This is a genomic window from Rodentibacter genomosp. 1 (genome assembly GCF_001999285.1).
Classification (GTDB): Bacteria; Pseudomonadota; Gammaproteobacteria; order Enterobacterales; family Pasteurellaceae; genus Rodentibacter.
The window spans coordinates 75,174-93,625 of record NZ_MLHN01000009.1 but is presented as its reverse complement, the minus strand read 5'-3'; the positions used below and the strand labels follow the sequence as shown (position 1 = coordinate 93,625).

General features: G+C 40.3%; 16 protein-coding genes and 1 tRNA gene. 6 read left to right on the top strand and 11 right to left on the bottom strand.

From position 1 onward, the window contains the following. Positions 1-121: 121 nt before the first annotated feature. From BKK54_RS05560 to mtgA, 3 genes are read left to right on the top strand one after another with little or no spacing between them, the layout of a single operon-like run. A complete protein-coding gene (locus tag BKK54_RS05560) occupies positions 122-2,290 on the top strand; it encodes a transglycosylase SLT domain-containing protein (protein WP_077542135.1) in 2,169 nt (722 codons plus the stop codon). Positions 2,291-2,322: 32 nt separating this feature from the next. Continuing rightward, a complete protein-coding gene (gene trpR / locus BKK54_RS05555) occupies positions 2,323-2,628 on the top strand; it encodes a trp operon repressor (RefSeq protein WP_077542134.1) in 306 nt (101 codons plus the stop codon). Beyond that, the gene (gene mtgA / locus BKK54_RS05550; protein WP_432213696.1) at positions 2,606-3,358 is read left to right on the top strand and encodes a monofunctional biosynthetic peptidoglycan transglycosylase; all 753 of its coding nucleotides are present in this window, start codon (positions 2,606-2,608) and stop codon (positions 3,356-3,358) included. The genes trpR and mtgA overlap by 23 nt, the downstream gene beginning before the upstream one ends. 239 nt (positions 3,359-3,597) lie before the next feature. Here mtgA and BKK54_RS05545 read toward each other — a convergent pair whose 3' ends face one another. The 6 genes from BKK54_RS05545 to BKK54_RS05520 all read right to left on the bottom strand — a co-directional run bounded on the left by BKK54_RS05545 (position 3,598) and on the right by BKK54_RS05520 (position 8,645). Further along, positions 3,598-5,019 (bottom strand): sucrose-specific PTS transporter subunit IIBC, encoded by a 1,422-nt coding sequence (locus BKK54_RS05545; protein ID WP_077542133.1) that lies wholly within the window; start codon positions 5,017-5,019, stop codon positions 3,598-3,600. Between the two features lie 111 nt (positions 5,020-5,130). Continuing rightward, positions 5,131-5,216 (bottom strand) — tRNA-Leu (locus BKK54_RS05540). A 21-nt stretch (positions 5,217-5,237) separates the two neighbouring features. Beyond that, on the bottom strand, positions 5,238-5,579 hold the full coding sequence (secG, locus tag BKK54_RS05535) for a preprotein translocase subunit SecG (protein WP_077542132.1): 342 nt from the start codon (positions 5,577-5,579) through the stop codon (positions 5,238-5,240). 135 nt (positions 5,580-5,714) lie between these two features. Continuing rightward, positions 5,715-7,643: a DNA topoisomerase III gene (locus tag BKK54_RS05530; protein ID WP_077542131.1), complete on the bottom strand. Its 1,929-nt coding sequence runs from the start codon at positions 7,641-7,643 to the stop codon at positions 5,715-5,717. 9 nt (positions 7,644-7,652) lie between these two features. Continuing rightward, complete coding sequence (gene recR / locus BKK54_RS05525) at positions 7,653-8,255, bottom strand: recombination mediator RecR (RefSeq protein WP_077542130.1); 603 nt, start codon at positions 8,253-8,255, stop codon at positions 7,653-7,655. 60 nt (positions 8,256-8,315) lie between these two features. Further along, on the bottom strand, positions 8,316-8,645 hold the full coding sequence (locus BKK54_RS05520) for a YbaB/EbfC family nucleoid-associated protein (protein WP_005629464.1): 330 nt from the start codon (positions 8,643-8,645) through the stop codon (positions 8,316-8,318). A 115-nt stretch (positions 8,646-8,760) separates the two neighbouring features. Between BKK54_RS05520 and BKK54_RS05515 the strand changes: the two genes are divergently transcribed. Further along, entirely contained in the window at positions 8,761-9,852 is a 1,092-nt protein-coding gene (locus tag BKK54_RS05515) for a metallophosphoesterase (RefSeq protein WP_077542129.1), read from the top strand. A gap of 44 nt (positions 9,853-9,896) precedes the next feature. Here the strand turns inward: BKK54_RS05515 and BKK54_RS05510 are convergent, their stop codons facing one another. Continuing rightward, positions 9,897-10,310 carry a helix-turn-helix domain-containing protein gene (locus tag BKK54_RS05510; RefSeq protein ID WP_077542128.1) on the bottom strand — a complete coding sequence of 138 codons (414 nt, stop codon included), beginning with the start codon at positions 10,308-10,310 and terminating at the stop codon, positions 9,897-9,899. 132 nt (positions 10,311-10,442) lie between these two features. Here BKK54_RS05510 and BKK54_RS05505 point away from each other — a divergent pair, with 132 nt between their 5' ends. Further along, the gene (locus BKK54_RS05505) at positions 10,443-11,822 is read left to right on the top strand and encodes a factor H binding protein domain-containing protein (protein ID WP_143541429.1); all 1,380 of its coding nucleotides are present in this window, start codon (positions 10,443-10,445) and stop codon (positions 11,820-11,822) included. A gap of 180 nt (positions 11,823-12,002) precedes the next feature. Further along, positions 12,003-13,427, top strand: a complete 1,425-nt coding sequence (locus tag BKK54_RS05500) for a surface lipoprotein assembly modifier (protein ID WP_077542126.1) — start codon at positions 12,003-12,005, stop codon at positions 13,425-13,427. A gap of 42 nt (positions 13,428-13,469) precedes the next feature. Here the strand turns inward: BKK54_RS05500 and arcC are convergent, their stop codons facing one another. From arcC to BKK54_RS05480, 4 genes are all read right to left on the bottom strand, one after another. Next, a complete protein-coding gene (gene arcC / locus BKK54_RS05495) occupies positions 13,470-14,414 on the bottom strand; it encodes a carbamate kinase (protein ID WP_077542125.1) in 945 nt (314 codons plus the stop codon). 62 nt (positions 14,415-14,476) lie between these two features. Further along, positions 14,477-15,481, bottom strand: coding sequence for an ornithine carbamoyltransferase (locus tag BKK54_RS05490; protein ID WP_077542124.1), 1,005 nt, complete (start codon positions 15,479-15,481; stop codon positions 14,477-14,479). A 164-nt stretch (positions 15,482-15,645) separates the two neighbouring features. Beyond that, positions 15,646-17,013: an L-serine ammonia-lyase gene (locus tag BKK54_RS05485; protein ID WP_077542123.1), complete on the bottom strand. Its 1,368-nt coding sequence runs from the start codon at positions 17,011-17,013 to the stop codon at positions 15,646-15,648. 35 nt (positions 17,014-17,048) lie between these two features. Next, the gene (locus BKK54_RS05480) at positions 17,049-18,278 is read right to left on the bottom strand and encodes an HAAAP family serine/threonine permease (protein WP_077542122.1); all 1,230 of its coding nucleotides are present in this window, start codon (positions 18,276-18,278) and stop codon (positions 17,049-17,051) included. Positions 18,279-18,452: the final 174 nt, after the last annotated feature.

The following is an 18,452-nucleotide window of genomic DNA, read 5'->3' as shown; positions in this document are numbered from 1 at the left end:
AACCATCAATTAAAAAGCGAATCTAAAGGTTCGCTTTTTTGTTAATGGGAGCATATAAGTTTAACTGCCTATATTGTTGAACCACTCAACCTAACAAGGATACGCTTATCACAGGAATGGTATGAAAAAACTCTCTCTTATTTCTTTTGCAATTTTAACCGCACTTTCTCAACCTATCAGCGCGAATACAAATACGGATAAAACCGAAAACACACAAACCATTACTCTCGCAGAAGAACAGTTAAAGTGGCAGGAAACCCAACACCAAAAGGCATTAAAACACGTTGAACAACGGGCAACTTTTTTACAGTTAGAAACGTTACTGAAAAGTGCGGTAAAAAATCAGCGAGTTTTTGAAAACCGCTCCATTTTTTTGTCATTAATTCATGCTTTGGAAGGCTATCCGCTACAAAACGATGCTTGGTTTGCCTACTTTGACAGTCAAATAAAATCAGTAACGCAAAACACACCTTCAACGGAAATAATGGCACTAAAAAAAGAGATTGAGGATTATATTGCTAAACATCCTCATCATTTTCTCCACTCCCGTTTAGAACAAAACATTCTTACGCTGCTGAATCACAGTGATTCCGACCAATTAGTGGATTATGCCAAAAAGATCAAACCAAGTAGCTTGTCCATGCAAATTGCCGTATTAAATAGAGAATATCAGCTTGCTCAAAAATCGTCAGAATCAAATAAAAATCATCAACCTACTGAAACGGATATATTGAACCGTTTTGAAATACTTTGGCTTAATAATGGCGAGATCACAAACGAGTCAGAACTATGGAAAAAATGGTATGCCAATGGTGGCAGAACAACAAACAAGATTTATCAAAAAGCAGAAAATTTATTCGCCCAAAATGACATCAAAGGCTTAGCATTACTGAAAGGAGAATTGGATCATCTCGATAATATAAAAGAAGATCCAATCATTCTGGCAGACCTACAAGGCTACGCCGATTTACTAAAAAATCCGGTAAATTTAAGAAAATTTGCGGAGACATTGCCTGATAGTGAACATGACAAAATTCGTCACCAATTTGCGATCGTACAAGGATTTTCACGTTATGTACGTACCCTTCCTGAAAATATGGATAATCCTGATTTTGCCCCTTATTTGCAATGGGCGAAAAATTGGCAATTAAGCGACACGCAAATTCGTGATTGGAAAATTGCGTTTATCAGCCGCTTTTTTGATAATGAAACACGGGCTTTTCAACAATGGCGTGATGCAGAAATCTTGACGTTAAATGCCGATAATCTGATTGAACGCCGTTTGCGAATGGCGATTTGGCAAAAAACCAACCTAATGCCTTGGCTAAATGCCCTTTCAAAAGAAGGAAAAGAAAAACAAGAATGGCGTTATTGGCTCGCAAAAAGTGAGCCACAAAAAACACGAGAAATGTTAACCGCACTTTCCAAAGAACGTGGTTTTTACCCAATGTTAGCCAAAGCCATGCTTAACCCTAAAAATCGTGGTACAGATTATCGTGTTGAACTGAGCCAATCAACACCAGATGAAAAACTCATCAAAGAGTATGCCACCGAATTAGCCGAAATTGCCGAACTGAGACAATTAAATCGTCTTAGCTCAGCAAAACAACGCTGGCGTTTCTTGTTAGAAAATCTTTCCGCCAAATCAAAACAAGATCAACAAATTGCCTTGAGCGAATATGCCAATCAGCAAGGTTGGTTTGATTTAGGCGTGGACGGTTCGATCATCGCTAAAGCATGGAATCATATTGCCTTACGCCTGCCAAATGCCTATCAAAGTTATTTTGATATTGCTTTAACGCCCGTTTCGGCAAAAAGTGGTAGCGCTATAAACAAAACCTTTGCTATGGCAATAGCACGTCAAGAAAGTGCTTGGAATCCAATGGCACAATCTTCCGCCAATGCACGAGGGCTAATGCAGCTTTTACCCGGCACCGCCAAAGCAACCGCCGATAACAATCAATTACCTTATCAGGCAGAAAACGATCTATTCAAACCGTTCAATAATATTTTGCTTGGCACAGCCCATTTGAATGAACTCAATGCGAAATACCCGAATAATCGCATTCTCATTGCCGCGGCTTACAACGCCGGAGCAAGTCGGGTAGAAAAATGGTTGACAAGAGCGGCAGGAAAATTGACGATGGATGAATTTATCGCCTCAATTCCCTTTTTTGAAACCCGTGGTTATGTACAGAATGTGTTAGCCTATGATTTTTACTACCAATTATTACAGCATAAAGAAAATCCACAAACCTTTAGCCAAGAAGAATTTGATCGGCTATACTAAGCGCACTAGTTTAATAGTATAGGATAATACTCATGTATATCAGTCGCAATTTAGAACAATGGAATGCTTTCCTTGCCATGCTACAAACGGCTTTTGAACAAGGTAAAGCACAAGATTTTTTAACCCTGCTTCTCACCGCTGATGAGCGTGATGCCGTGGGATTACGTTTACAAATTGTTTCACAGCTATTAGACAAAAATTTATCTCAACGTGAAATCCAACAAAATCTGAATACCAGTGCCGCCACTATTACACGTGGTTCAAATATGATCAAAACGATGGATCCTGATTTTATAGAATGGGTAAAACAACATCTTGATGGCGCTGAAAAAAACTAAGCAAGGTTTAACCGCACTTTTACGGTTATTCAGTCTCAAATGGTGGAAGAAAAATTGGCAACGTATTGTAATCCGATTTTTCTTCGCCATTTTTGCTTTTATCCTGCTCTTTCGCTTTGTTCCCGTGCCTTTTTCTTCTTATATGCTTCAACAACAAGTCGGACATTGGTTACAAGGCGATTTCCATTATCAGGCAAAATCAACATGGGTAAATCTTGAGAAAATTTCGCCACATATGCAACTTGCAGTGATTGCAGCGGAAGATCAAAAATTCCCTTCCCATTATGGTTTTGATTTCTCTGCGATTCAAAAAGCATTCAAACACAACGAAAAATCAACACATCAAATTCGAGGGGGATCAACCATTTCTCAACAAACTGCCAAAAATTTAATGCTGTGGCACGGGCAAAGTTGGCTACGTAAAGGATTAGAAGTACCGGCTACGATGTTATTAGAGCTAGGTTGGCCAAAAAAACGAATTTTAGAAGTGTATTTAAATATTGCGGAATTTGGTGAGGGGATTTTTGGTGTTGAAGCGGCAAGTCACTTTTACTTTAATAAATCCGCAAAAAATTTGACACTATCCGAAGCTGCGTTGCTGGCAGCCGTTTTGCCAAATCCTATCATTTATAAGGTTAAAAAGCCGAGTACATTAGTACGTAAAAAACAACAATGGATTATCAGACAAATGAGAAATCTGGGAATAAATTATTTAAAACAACTAGATTAACGGTTATGTAGGTACACACTCGTGTGTCCGCTTATAACATATTGAAATACGGACACACTCAGTGTGTCCCTACGCCAAGAACAGATTTGTGCAATTGATAGATAAATATTGTAGATTAAAAAAGTGCGGTCACAAAAAACAACGTTTTTTGAACGTTGGCTTTGCCAACAGCCCCGATAGGGGGAAACAACGAGTAAGCAAGTTTGTGAATAATTTAAACCGCACTTTTCTATTAGAAATTAAGCTTTTACGTTTGCACGTTTTACCATCACAAAAGATAGAGTAAATGCCACAATAAAAGAAATTGCCATACCAATACTGTACATCGCCAAACTATCCGGTTTGATTGATGGCACGCCTAAGAAACCGGCAGCCCCTAACGCAATAGCTTTCACATTGAAGAATGCGATGAATGCACTCGCCAAACCTGAACCGATCATTGCCGCAAAGAAGGCTTGACGATAACGTAAGTTCACCCCGAACATTGCCGGCTCAGTAATCCCTAATAAAGCAGAAATCCCTGAAGGCACCGCCAAACCACGCACTTTTGGATCTTTTAATGCTAATGCGACCCCTAAACAGGCTGCCCCTTGTGCAATGTTAGACATTGCCGCAATTGGGAAAATAAAAGTACCACCTGTATGTGCAACATCAGCTAATAGTTGGGTTTCTACCGCAATAAAGGTTTGGTGCATACCTGTGATAACAATAGGTGCATAGAATGTACCAAAAATTGCGCCGCCTACAAAACCAAGAGTATCATACAACCAGGTTAAACCTGCTGAAATTAATGAACCTGCCTCACGACCAAGTGGACCAATCACTGTGAATGCCAAGAAACCGGCAATGAAGAGAGAAAACAATGGCGTGACAAGATTATCCAGATAGGATGGCACAAATTTACGGAATGTTTTTTCCAATGTTGCTAATACCCAAGCAGAAATGATGGTCGGGATCACGGTGCCTTGATAACCGACCTTTTCAATTTCAAGTCCAAATACATTCCAATATTTAATATTACCTTCCATCAAGGTTTTCGCATAGTTCCAACCGTCAGACAACGCAGGATGAACCAAGAGCATCCCCAGCGCCGCTCCTAAGAACGGATTACCACCAAATTTACGGGTTGCGGAAAATCCTAGCAAGACAGGTAAAAAGACAAAAGGTGCATTGGCAATCGTATTGATAAAATCAACTAAATCAGACACTTCAGGGTATTTACTGACAACTGAATCCCCTTCCCAAAAGAAACCGACAGAGGTTAACATTGAATGGATACCCATCAACAAACCGCCAGCCACAATCGCTGGAATAATCGGGACGAAAATATCCGCCAATCCTTTCACCAAACGTTGTAATAAACCTTGGTTACCAGCAGCCGCCTCCGCAACCTCAGCTTTACTCACATCACCAATCCCCAATTGCTTGGTTAATTGTTCGTGAACTTTATTCACCGTACCGGAACCGAAAATAATTTGATATTGACCGGCAACAGAAAACTGCCCTTTTACTCCGTCAATATTGTCAATACCTTCTTTATCAACTTTGCTTTCATCGTTCAAAACGATACGCAAGCGTGTTGCACAATGTGCAGCTGTGGCGATATTACCTTTACCGCCCAACTTTTCTATCACTTGTTCAGCAATTTTGGGAAAGTTCATAGATTTCTCCTATATAAATGGTAACAAAATAAAACTGGCGGATTGTAACCAAATTCACAAATAATAACTAGCGAAAAAATAAAAAACCGGCTTGAAAGCCGGTTTTAAATTTGGTGCTCTGGGCGAGACTTGAACTCGCACGACCTGTGGTCACTACCCCCTCAAGATAGCGTGTCTACCAATTCCACCACCAGAGCGTTAAATTTATCTATTTTAATTTATTGTGGGATATCATTGTTCTTATTATCTACCACTGGCGCAACGTTTTGCTGTTGAATCTGTTCAGCGGCCTGTGATAAATCATCAAATGTACCTTTTTCTACATTACCTCGATGAGAGTTTAAATTACCCAACACAAGTGCAATGACGAAAAATGCTGTTGCTAAAATTGCACTGGTACGGGTTAAAAAGTTACCGGCACCTGCTGATCCAAACATTGTGCCTGATGCACCGCCACCGAAAGACGCACCTGCGTTCGCACCCTTACCTTGTTGAACTAGAATAAATCCAATCAAGGCGATGGAGATAACGACATAAATAAATAGAAGAACCTGATACATTTTTCCCACTCTAGATTGCGTATCACGCAAGAAAACTGGGGCGGATAATATAAACATTTCATCTTTTTCGCAAGTTTTTTTTTCTTATTTATTGTTCAATTGTATCAAGTTTAATCAACTTATTTTCCAATAGTATTATTCCGTTTTTTTGACCGCTCTTTTTCTCGGTTTTTCTGAGGTTCTACTCATTTGGCTTAACTGCCTCAAAGCATTAAAATCAACAAAACGCACTAAATCCGGCAACATTTGATTCACCCCATACATAAATTGTTGGTAGGTAGCTTGCTTTTGGCTAATATCAGTGAGTTGTGCTTCCCAGTGTGCTGTCATATCCGGTTGGGTGGCAATATCCGGCAAAGCTTGAATCAAAATTCTCCCTGTTTCCGTACTATGAATATTACGCCCTTTTTTAGTTAAAAAGCCACGTTTAAAGAGTAATTCGATAATACCTGCCCGAGTTGCTTCTGTGCCTAATCCATCGGTTTCCCGCAGAATTTTTTTCAATTCTTTGTCTTGAACAAAACGGGCAATCCCCGTCATCGCTGAAAGCAAGGTTGCATCAGTAAAAGGTTTTGGCGGTTGCGTTTTTTTACTGAGGATTTCACCCCGTTCACAATGCAAAATTTGCCCTTTTTTCACGATCGGTAACAACGGCTCTTGGTTTTCCGTTTCATCTTCTTTACCGAGCAATTCTTTCCAACCTGCTTTTTGTAAATTTCGTGCTTGAGCAATAAAGGTGCCGCCGGCAATGTTCAACGTTATTTTGCTTTTACGATATTCTGCATCAGGACAAAATTGCATTAAATATTGGCGAGCAATAAGCTCATAAATATGGCGTTCTTCCCGGGTTAAATTCACTGCACGACTTTTCACTGTAGGAATAATTGCGTGGTGCGCCTCCACTTTTTTATCATTCCAGCAACGATTTTTTTGCTTGATATCCACTACATCCGGCAAGGTTTGATAGGTTTCACTATGAACAGAAATCGCTTTCAATACTTGGTGACGTTCTGCAAAATGTTCTTCCGGCAAATAACGGTTATCTGAACGAGGATAAGTAATCAAACGGTGAGTTTCATACAATCGCTGACAAATATCCAATACTGCTTGTGCCGACATCCCAAAACGTTTCGCCGCATCAATTTGTAAGGCAGATAAAGAATAAGGCAAGGGGGCAGTTTCTTTCTCTCGCACATCTTTATAATCCGTCACTTCCGCCGGCTGTTCGGTAATACGTTTTACCACATTTTCTGCTAAGGCTTTAGAAAGCACACGCCCGTCTTCATCTTGATAATCTTCGCACGCCTTGCTGGGTTGCCATAAAGCACTGAAAAGTGCGGTCGATTTTTCTGGTGTTTTTTCCCTCTGACTTTCCGGATTGATCCATGCCAGCACTTCATAGAAATCTTTCGGCTGAAAATGTTCGATGTCTAAATCTCGGCGAACAATCAACCCCAACACAGGGGTTTGCACCCGCCCCACAGAAAGCACACCATTATAGCCTGCCTGACGACCACGAATGGTATAAGCCCTTGTCATGTTAATGCCATAAAGCCAATCGGCACGAGCCCTTGCCAAGGCCGAGGTGGAGAGAGGAATAAAATTGCGGTTCGGCTGTAATTTATTAACGGCTTTTTCCACCGCACTGGGATTGAGATCGCTGATTAAGCAGCGTTGGATCTTATCACGCTTTTCTGCACTTAACTTTGCATAGCTAAACACCTCATCCACCAAAAGCTGCCCTTCTCGATCCGGGTCGCCCGCATTGACTAATTCGTCCGCTTGATGAATAAGTTTTTCCACCACCGCAAGCTGCTTTTTTGCCTCTTTACGTGGTAAAAGTTGCCATTTTTCAGGAATAATGGGTAAATGCTCTAATCGCCATTGTTTAAATTTGGGATCATAAACATCGGGCTCTGCTTGTTCCAATAAATGCCCCACACACCAAGTCACCACGTCTTTATCGCCACACTTAATAAAGCCATCACCACGTTGATGCGGTTTGGGCAATACATCGGCAATAGCCCGCGCTAAACTAGGTTTTTCGGCGATAAATAAACGCATAAGAAAAGATTAGTCGATTTGACGGCGGCCAAGGAAAGAATGGGTCAGGGTGGTGCCATCAACGGTTTCAAGTTCTCCCCCCACAGGAATACCATGGGCAATACGGCTCACTTTGATATTGTGTTGACGGCAAATTTCCGCAATATAATTCGCCGTGGCATCACCCTCTACGGTAGGATTAGTGGCAAGGATCACTTCATGAAAAGATTCCTCTATCAAGCGTTTTTGCAATAAATCCAAACCAATTTCACGAGGCCCAATGCCATCAAGTGGCGACAAATGCCCCATCAACACAAAATATCGACCGGAAAATTGCCCTGTTTGCTCAATGGCTTGAATATCCGCTGGCATTTCCACCACACAAAGCAAACCGGAATTTTGACGGCGCGGATTATTGCAAATATTACACACGTCTTCTTCCGTGAAATCACGACAATGAGAACAATGCCCAATTTTAGACATCGCCTCGGTGAGCGCTCGTGCTAAATTCATTCCACCACTGCGATTGCGTTGCAGAAGATGATATGCCATACGCTGTGCAGATTTTGGCCCTACACCCGGCAAACAACGGAGATTTTCAATGAGATGTTCTAAAAGTGGACTGCTTTGCATAATGATAAATGAAAAGACAATAGGAGCTCGTGCGTGAACCCCTCTTCACGCACCAAACAATTAAAAAGGAAACTTCATTCCCGGCGGTAATGGCATACCAGCAGTGACCGAGGCCATTTTTTCTTTTTGTAATTCTTCCGCACGACGTACCGCATCATTGAATGCAGCAGCGATTAAATCTTCCAACATTTCTTTATCGTCTTCCATTAAAGAAGGATCGATATCAATGCGACGACAATTATGTGCACCGTTAATAGTGATTTTCACCAGTCCTGCACCTGATTCGCCGGTTACTTCAAGTTGTGCGATTTCTTCCTGCATTTTCTGCATTTTTTCTTGCATCTGTTGCGCTTGTTTCATCAAACCGCCCAAACCGCCTTTTCCAAACATAATGTTATCCTTTTAAGTCAAAAAATTAGGCGCATTCTAGCGAAAAAATTTGCCTTTGGAAACAGAGAAATTTATTATTCCGCTTTTTAGAATTTTGAGGAAAGCAGCGAACTTTATGGAATTCCGTTACTACATTATTTTTGCCATAGCGATTATCAGCTTACAATTATTTATCACGATTTTTAACCGCACATTACATTGGCTTTTTGATGGAAAACTCTCGCCAAAAGGCAAAAAATATCTGGCATTAATCACTTTTAGCATACCCAATGCACTTTTAATTGGTCAACTCCTGCAACTTTTTATGGCGGCGCGTATTATCGCTTTTATTCTCGCCTTATTGCTTTTTTCAGCCTTTGTCAGCCTCGGCATTGTGATCATTCATTTTCTTTTCAGCAAAACAAAAATCATCGCAAAAATCGACCGCACTTTACGCCTTGCCTATCCTTTCGCCTTGGCTGGATTACTCGGATTAAGCATTTACAACGCCTATGTCCCACGTCTTGTACATTATGAAATCACATTGGATAAGCCCATGAAACCGCTGAGAATTGGTGTGGCAAGCGATTTACACCTAGGCACATTATTTGGCGGGAAAGCCCTAGATAAACTGGCACAAATAATGGATGAGCAAAAAGTCGATTTAATCCTGCTCCCCGGCGATATTATGGACGATAATGTGACCGCCTATTTAGCGGAAAATATGCGTCCACATTTAGAAAAACTTCGTGCGCCATTGGGGGTTTATGCCACCCTAGGCAATCACGATTTTTTTGGACACCAAGAAGAAATTACCGCAGAAATCCGCCAAGCCGGCATTGTCCTATTAAAGGATCAAGTGGCAACTATTAATGACGAACTGGTTTTAATCGGACGAAATGACGATCTCGAAAAAAATCGTCCAAGTACAGAAACATTATTAAACCAAGCCAAGCCGGACTTACCGATTATCGTCCTCGACCACCGCCCTTCCGAAGTGGAAATCCATTCAACATTGCCTTTTGATTTACAGGTTTCCGGCCACACCCACAAGGGGCAAATTTTTCCGGCGAATCTCATCACCGCCCTCACCTACCGCATTGATTATGGCTTAGAAAAAATCGGCAAGCCGTATTTTATGGTGACATCAGGCTATGGATTCTGGGGCATTCCAATGCGTTTGGGATCACAATCGGAAGTAGTCATTGTTGATATGAAAGGGAAATAAAGTGCGGTCAAAAATGGGGATGTTTTCATCCCCGTTTCAATTTCTTAATTTTGTAATTTTCTGAGTAACTCGAGCTCACGCTCTAAACCATGAATAATTTTGTCTTTTTGTAGTAATAATTCATCTTTGTGTGTCACCATTAATTGTAATTGTTGAATCGCTTTTTCTAAATTCTCATTCCCCACTGCAAATAAGAAATGATTAGAATTATTTGAATTTGTAGAACCACTTGAGGAATTATTAAAATAAACTTTCTCGTTTTCCCCAAAAGCCAACAATTCACAAATATCCATCTCAAAGACTTCTGAAATTTGTTCCAAACGGGGTAAAGTCGAACGCACTTCGCCCCGCTCAATTTTGGCATACCCCGTTACCGACATTCCTAATTTCTCCGCCATACTTTCTTGTGATAAACGATGTTTCTCTCGTAATTGACGAATCTTTTCATTAATTTTCATATTCTACCCTCGCAAGGTAAAAGCCACCTTAACAAGGTGGCTTACTGTAACTGTTGGTTAATTGTACACAAATTAACGGAAAATTATAATTTTTTTGTTTTTTTAATCACACAATTATTTGAGGAAACCAAAATGAAACTAAAAACTCTCTCAGTTGCAACTGCGCTTTTATTGGCATTAACCGGATGTGGAAGTAGTGGCAGCAGTGGCGGTTCTACACCAACAAATAAACCAACCGCTCAAAATACACAAAAGCAAGTAGCGGACGCTAAGAAAGCTGAAGAAGCTCGCAAAGCTGAAGAAGCCCGTAAAGCTGAAGAAGCTCGTAAAGACGAGGAAGCCCGCAAAGCGGAAGAAGCTCGCTTAGCTGAAGAAACCCGTAAAGCTGAAGAAGCTCGCTTAGCCGAAGAAGCCCGTAAAGCTGAAGAAGCTCGCTTAGCCGAAGAAGCCCGTAAAGCTGAAGAAGCTCGCTTAGCCGAAGAAGCCCGTAAAGCTGAAGAAGCCATTGCCCTAAAAAAATCTGAATTATTTGATGTTGCAAAAAGCATTGGCTTACCAGACAACATTGCAAATGAATATGCCGAAAGATTTTCTAAGAATCCAGAGCAATTAATGGGAAATGGTGTCAGTGAAAGTTATTTACGCGGTAGTTATTTATATGATTATTTGAAAGAGATCATTTTAAATGAGGGGCTATCTGATTACGAAGCAAATGAAATTATTCAAACAGTTAATTCAAATTGGAGTGGAACAGGTAATTTAGTAGAGAAAGCTAAACAAGAGATTGAAATATTTAAACAAAATAAGGTTAAAAAAGATGCCTTGATTCAACTTGCAAATGAAGCTGGTTTAATGAATGCTGAACAATTTGCTAGTGATAACCTAAATAATGATGAACAGACTGTCCAAGCTAATTTAGATACTGCCATTATCAATGAAGCTAAAGGTGCATATAGCGATCTTGAACAAAGAAAAGTTGTTGCAGCAAGTATTGGACACAAACAAGATACGATCTTTTCCTCATCAGGTATGATTCAAAATAATTATGAATATGGTACGCTTGTTTATAATCAAAAATACTCTGTAGTAACAGGGGATTATGAAAATGGCTATCAAAATATCAACGGAACAAATTATCGTGTTGATTCAATGAATGTATCAGCAAAAGGATTAGAAACCAAGGTAGATGCAATCCCATCTGAAGGAAGTGCAACTTATACTGGTAAGGCTTTTGTATCCGATCGTTACACTGGAGATTTATCATATAACGTTAATTTTGCAGACAAAAAAGGTTCAGGCTCAATTAGTAACTTAGGTATTTATACTGATATTGAATTAGCGGAAAGTACGATTAATGGCAATGGAGTCGCTGGTATTGCCCGTCAAGATTCTAATGAAGGTAATTATTCATTAAGCTTCTTTGGTAAAAATGCGGAAGAAATTGCTGGTGAAGCCTCAGTTGTTGGTAAGACAATCGGCTTTGGCGGCACACGTGGCGAGATCCAAAAATAAACCTTTCCTTTAAACAAAATGCCGTTTAATCCCAATTTAAACGGCATTTTGTTCCATTATATATCGTGACACAAATTTAATTTTTTGATCTGTAGGGACACACTGCGTGTGTCCGCTTATAACATATTGAAATAATTTGATTTTATAACGGACACACGCAGTGTGTCCCTACTATTTATTATGAAAAAATTTGCTTATTTTCTACCGCTTGTCCCCCTTATTTCTCAAGCTCAAACCATTCATACACCTCCGCCGATTTTCTTCGAAGAGGTAGGCGTGCCTAAAACAAATGCACCTCAGCTAAAAACACCGCCAAAATCCACCGCACTTTCCACGCCTCAAATTGCATTGAATGAAAGGGATTCAGTGCAAACAAAACTAGAAAAGTTAATTAACTATAGCGTGGTAAATCAACAATGGGAATTATTAAAACGATTATTACCGCTCTATCAAAAACAAGCCCATTATGATGCTACCCTTTACCGCTACGCTAAAGGGGCAATGTTACGTGCCGAACGAAAATATCCTGAAGCGATTTCCCTTTATCAACAGATCGTGAATGAAAATCCCACACTGACTTACCCACGTTTCGATTTGGGTGTAATGCTGTTTGAAAACAAACAATATCGTCAAGCGAAAGCCGAAATTGAACGGGCGATGCCTGATTTATCGCCACAAATGAACGACTTAGCTCAACGCTATCTACAAGAAATGGAAAAACGCCAAAACTGGCAGGTGGAGGCTGAATTGCAATACACGCGAACGGATAATGTGAATAATGCCTCTGCTCAACAGGATATTATGCTTGGTGAGCTTCGTTTTCAAAAAGATAAAGACTCGCTACCACAGAAAGCACACGGTTTTCATTATGGCGTAGGGCTAAATCGTGAAGTGAATGTTGCAAAAAATCATTTTTTTGCCTTCAATAGTTATTTTAACGGCGTACATTATTGGGATAATCAAGATTATAGCGAAAAATCTTTGTATGCGGCGTTAGGTTATCGTTACCGTTCAGCCTTACAATCGTTCGGCGTTATGCCATTTTTTGAACAAAATTGGTTAGGTTCACCACGTTATAGTAAAAACTATGGCGTAACCGCAAATTTTCATCAAGAATTGACCGCACTTTGGTCGATTTCAGGCACGCTTTCCCATACACAAAAACGCTACGCCGAAACCAATGTGGCACGCCGACATAATGGTTACATTAACGGTGCGACCCTTTCATTCAGTTATCAAGCTAAACCGAATTGGTTGATATTTGGTGGTATTGAAGGGAGCCTCGATCAAAGTAAAGATAAAGCGGAATCTTCACTCCGCCGAGGGCTTAATATCGGCACAATATGGCAAATCAAGGATTTTACGATGCGTTTAAGCGGACACTATGTAAAACGTGATTTTCGAGCGGAAAATTTTTATTTCCCAACGAAAAAACGGCAAGACAAGGAATATAGCATTAATGTAGCGCTTTGGCATAACCAGTTGCAATGGAGAGGGTTTATCCCGAAATTGAATTATCGCTATCGCAAAATCGACAGTAACATTCCTGAGTTTTATTCACGTAAAAGTGGTGAATTATTTCTTTCTATTGAGAAAAATTTCTAAAAAGTGCGGTCAAAAATGGGGATGTTTTCATCCCCTTTTTGTTTAGTAAAACTCAATGCCTTCAATGCTATTGGTAACTCTTGTACCGGCTTCGCCTTTGACAATACGTTCAATATCGTTTAGCGAACCAATAACCGCCTCTTTACCGGTGGCTTTTACGAAATTGATCACTGCCTTCACTTTTGGTCCCATAGAACCCGGTGCAAACTCTGAAGCAAGGCTTTCTAAAGCCTGTGGATTGGCTTTGGCGATTTGTTGTTGATTCGATTGGTTAAAATTCACGCAAGCTGCGGGAACGTCGGTGGCAATGATAAATAAATCCGCCTCTAATTCTTGAGAAATCACGGCAGTGCATAAATCTTTATCTACCACGGCTTCAACGCCTTGTAGTTCCCCTTTCTCATTATAATAGCTTGGTATGCCACCACCGCCGCCACAAATGACAATGTTACGATTGGCTAATAAAGCTTTCACCGAGTCAATTCCTGTGACAGATTTTGGTAAAGGACTTGGTACGGCACGGCGATAATATTGCCCGTCTGCCATCACTGCCCAGCCTTTTTCTGCAGCTAGTTTTTCCGCTTCTTCTTTGGCATAAACCTGTCCAATAGGTTTGCTTGGTTTTTCAAATGCAGGATCTTTCGGATCAACAATCACTTGATTTAATACGGTAATCGTTGGCGTATGTGGCAACAGATTGGTTAATTCTTGTTGCAACATATAGCCTATCATTCCCACGGTTTGCGAAACCAAGACATCTAATGGATAAGGTTCAATTTTAGGATCTTGGGCATAATAGGCGGCGTGCTGTAATGCGAGCAAGCCAACCTGAGGGCCATTGCCATGGGAAATCACTAATTCATTTTCTTGTTTAATTTTCGCTAACTGTTCTGTCGCAATACGAATATTCGCAGACTGATTTTGAGCCGTCATCGGCTCTCCTCTTTTTAATAAGGCGTTTCCACCCAATGCAACAACAATTCTCATTTTGCTTTCCTTTTTAGTTGATAAAAAAATAGCACCGTTATATTGACGATGCTACAAACTCATTATGCCAGACTTGCCACCATGACGGCTTTGATGGTATGCATTCTGTTTTCCGCTTGCTCAAATGCCACATTTGCCGGTGATTCAAATACCTCCTCAGTCACCTCAATACCATTTGCCAGTTGCGGATATTTTGCCGCAATTTCTTTCCCTACTTTGGTTTCACTGTTGTGGAATGCCGGTAAGCAGTGCATAAATTTAACTTTCGGATTGCCGGTGCGTTTCATTAATTCCGGTGTGACTTGGTAAGGCATTAACATCTCAATTCGTTCCGCCCAAGCCTCAAGCGGTTCCCCCATCGAAACCCATACATCCGTATGCACAAAATCAACACCTTTCACTGCGGTATCAATATCTTCGGTAACGGTAATTCTTGCACCGGATTGCTCTGCAAACTCTTGGCACATTTTCACTAACGACTCTTCCGGTAATAAGGCTTTCGGTGCACAAATACGTACATCCATACCTAATTTTGCACCAATTAATAATAGAGAGTTCCCCATATTATTACGTGCATCACCAATGTACACATAGCTGATTTGGCTCAATGGTTTCTCACAGTTTTCAATCATTGTAAGAACATCTGCAAGCATTTGGGTTGGGTGAAATTCATCGGTTAAACCGTTAAATACCGGCACCCCTGCATATTGCGCTAATTCATTCACAATGGATTGCTTAAAACCACGGTATTCAATGGCATCATACATTCTGCCTAATACACGTGCGGTGTCTTTCATTGATTCTTTATGCCCAATTTGTGATGAAACGGGATCAATATAAGTGACGTGTGCGCCTTGATCGTAAGCAGCCACTTCAAAAGCACATCGTGTTCGGGTTGACGTTTTCTCAAAAATAAGTGCAATATTTTTTCCGGTTAAGCGAGGCTGCTCTGTGCCGGCATATTTTGCCCTTTTTAAATCTCTCGCCAAATCTAACAAAAATCGAATTTCTCGCTCAGTATGGTTCACTAAGCTCAATAAATGTCTATTTTTAAGATTAAACGCCACGATTTGCTCCTTACTGTTAAAAAAATCGGAGCATTCTAGCAAAGCAATCGTTTGCGTTCAAGATTTACGGGATAAAAATAACACAAGAGTGAAGATAGAAAGAAGAGAGGAAAAGTGCGGTAAAAAAATGGGGAGATTTTGCCCTCCCCACTTTTACTATTTAACTATGTACAAACAATTTTTACCGCCAACCCGCCTTGTGAAGTTTCACGGTATTTTGCATTCATATCTTTGCCTGTTTCGTACATGGTTTCGATCACTTTATCGAGTGTAACCCGTGGATTGGTAGTACGGCGCAATGCCATACGAGCCGCATTAATCGCTTTCACTGAAGCGATAGCATTACGTTCAATACAAGGGACTTGAACCTGTCCGCCAACCGGATCACAAGTTAAGCCAAGGTTATGTTCCATGGCAATTTCTGCCGCAATGCACACTTGCATTGGATTGCCACCAAGAATTTCTGTTAATCCGGCTGCCGCCATAGAACAAGCAACGCCCACTTCACCTTGACAGCCCACCTCAGCACCGGAAATCGAGGCATTCATTTTATAAAGCGAGCCGATCATCCCCGCAGCCAATAAATAACGCTCAACAGTTTCCTGAGTTAAAGGTGAAATAAATTTATCATAATAAGCCAGTACCGCCGGAATAATGCCACAGGCACCATTTGTTGGTGCTGTCACCACCCGTCCGCCTGCCGCATTTTCTTCATTCACTGCAAGAGCAAACATATTTACCCAATCAATAACACGCATAGGATCATTGGATAAATTCGTGTTCGCCTCTAACATTCGATATAAGGAAGCGGCACGGCGAGGTACACGTAATGGTCCCGGTAAAATGCCTTCTGTGTGTAATCCGTGATCAATACAGGCTTTCATGGCTTTCCACACATTATCTAAATGTGCACTCACGGCTTCTTTTCCATGTAATGCCATTTCATTTTCAAGCATCACCGTTGAGAACATTAAGCCGTTTTCGCTACAATGCTTTAAAATATCTTCTGCATTTTTATAAGGATAAGGCACGCTAACAGGGCTTTCTTCTTCCTGCCCAAAATGCGCTTCATCCACGATGAAACCTCCACCAATGGAATAATAAGTTTGGCGGTAAAGTTCCTTACGATCGGCATCTAGAGCAGTGATCATCATCCCATTTTCATGTAATTTCAAAAAAGTACTGTGAAACACAAGATTATTTTCAAAATCAAATTTCACCGTTTTTTTGCCCTGATCGATAGGCAATTCTGCGGTTTCTTTTACTTTTTCGATAAAACGTGGAATGAGATCGATATCAACATCATGTGGTAAATAACCGGCAAGCCCCATAATAATCGCAATATCGGTATTATGCCCACGCCCCGTCATTGAAAGAGAGCCATACACATCAACATGAATTTCTGAGGTTTGCTCAAATTGTCCCCGTTCAATTAAATCATCGACAAATTGCTTACCCGCCTTCATCGGCCCTACTGTGTGGGAACTGGAAGGCCCAATTCCCACTTTAAACATATCAAATACGCTAATCATAAATTTCTCGTTAATAAGCTAAACAAAAAAGCCGCTTATAATAATCCATATACAACCGCAGAGATAGCTATTAATCCCATAATAGTCACAAATACATTACTAAAACGACCTTGATAACGTTTCATTGCCGGAACTTTACGGATCGCATACATTGGCATAATAAATAGGATCATCGCAATAATTGGACCACCAAGCGATTCAATTAAGCCTAAAATACTCGGGTTGATAATTGCCACGCCCCATAGCGTTAATAAAAAGAAAAGTGCGGTCGCATAATTTAATTTTTTGCGGTTAACCGATTCACCTTTCATTTTTAAATATAAACCTTCCAAACCTTCACGTGCCCCTAAGTAATGGCCAAAGAAAGAACTGGTAATCGCCAAAAATGCAACTAATGGTCCAAAGTAAGAAATATAAGGGTTATCAAATTTATTCGCCAAGAAAGACAAAATACTGATATTTTGTGCTTTTGCCGCTAATAATTCTTCCGGCGTTAACGTTAATACACAACTAAATACAAAGAACATAACGAAGAAAAGCAAAATGGTTGATGTGCCTTTTTCAGTATGCCCAATGTGACGTTCGGTGTTGTCAAATTCTTTATATTCACGATATTGTGAACAGGTAAAAGAAGAAATTGCCGGAGAGTGGTTGAAAGAGAAGACTAAAACCGGAATAGTAACCCATAATGTTGTAACGAAACCGCCAACAGTGGGCATTTCACTCAGCATTGCACCATTCCATTCAGGAATGAGGTAAATGGACATAGCAAATAAAATAAGGACGAGCGGATAAACCAACCACTCTGTAATTTTCAACATCACTTTTTCATTAAAAAGCATCACCGAAATTAATAACGCAATTAATACCAAAGAGAGTAAGGCACGGTTAGGTGATGCCATCCCCAATTGATTCACAATAAAAGAATCAACCGTATTGGTGATGCCGTTACCGTAAATTAACAAAATCGGGAAAATCGCAAAAAAGTAAAGTAAGGTAATCAATTTACCGGCCGTTTTACCGAAATGTTCTTCCACAACTTCAGTGATGTCACTGCCCGGTTTCTTAGAAGAAAGCACAAAATATGCCAATCCTCGGTGAGCAAAATAGGTCATAGGACCGACTAAAATCGCCATCACGACAAGCGGCCAAAACCCGCCCATTCCCGCATTAATTGGTAAAAATAGCACGCCGGCTCCCACTGCCGTGCCAAATAAATTTAACATCCATGCAGCATCAAATTTGTTCCATTTGATTTTTTTCATAATAAACACCTTAGAAAAGATAAAAAGTACAGATTAAATTTCAATCTTTCAGGAAATCTCCTGATAAATTTCGCGCGCATAATATGCCTTAATGCAATGAAATACAAAGAAATGTTTTTAGAAATGTGATCGAGATAACGGTTTTTTAAACATTAAATAACAGAATCTTTATCT

Bases quoted from the DNA above. Each gene is read 5' to 3' on its own strand.
- BKK54_RS05560 (WP_077542135.1), top strand. From the start codon at position 122: ATGAAAAAACTCTCTCTTATTTCTTTTGCAATTTTAACCGCACTTTCT.
- trpR (WP_077542134.1), top strand. From the start codon at position 2,323: ATGTATATCAGTCGCAATTTAGAACAATGGAATGCTTTCCTTGCCATG.
- BKK54_RS05545 (WP_077542133.1), bottom strand. From the start codon at position 5,019: ATGAACTTTCCCAAAATTGCTGAACAAGTGATAGAAAAGTTGGGCGGT.
- secG (WP_077542132.1), bottom strand. From the start codon at position 5,579: ATGTATCAGGTTCTTCTATTTATTTATGTCGTTATCTCCATCGCCTTG.
- BKK54_RS05530 (WP_077542131.1), bottom strand. From the start codon at position 7,643: ATGCGTTTATTTATCGCCGAAAAACCTAGTTTAGCGCGGGCTATTGCC.
- recR (WP_077542130.1), bottom strand. From the start codon at position 8,255: ATGCAAAGCAGTCCACTTTTAGAACATCTCATTGAAAATCTCCGTTGT.
- BKK54_RS05520 (WP_005629464.1), bottom strand. From the start codon at position 8,645: ATGTTTGGAAAAGGCGGTTTGGGCGGTTTGATGAAACAAGCGCAACAG.
- BKK54_RS05515 (WP_077542129.1), top strand. From the start codon at position 8,761: ATGGAATTCCGTTACTACATTATTTTTGCCATAGCGATTATCAGCTTA.
- BKK54_RS05510 (WP_077542128.1), bottom strand. From the start codon at position 10,310: ATGAAAATTAATGAAAAGATTCGTCAATTACGAGAGAAACATCGTTTA.
- BKK54_RS05505 (WP_143541429.1), top strand. From the start codon at position 10,443: ATGAAACTAAAAACTCTCTCAGTTGCAACTGCGCTTTTATTGGCATTA.
- BKK54_RS05500 (WP_077542126.1), top strand. From the start codon at position 12,003: ATGAAAAAATTTGCTTATTTTCTACCGCTTGTCCCCCTTATTTCTCAA.
- arcC (WP_077542125.1), bottom strand. From the start codon at position 14,414: ATGAGAATTGTTGTTGCATTGGGTGGAAACGCCTTATTAAAAAGAGGA.
- BKK54_RS05485 (WP_077542123.1), bottom strand. From the start codon at position 17,013: ATGATTAGCGTATTTGATATGTTTAAAGTGGGAATTGGGCCTTCCAGT.
- BKK54_RS05480 (WP_077542122.1), bottom strand. From the start codon at position 18,278: ATGAAAAAAATCAAATGGAACAAATTTGATGCTGCATGGATGTTAAAT.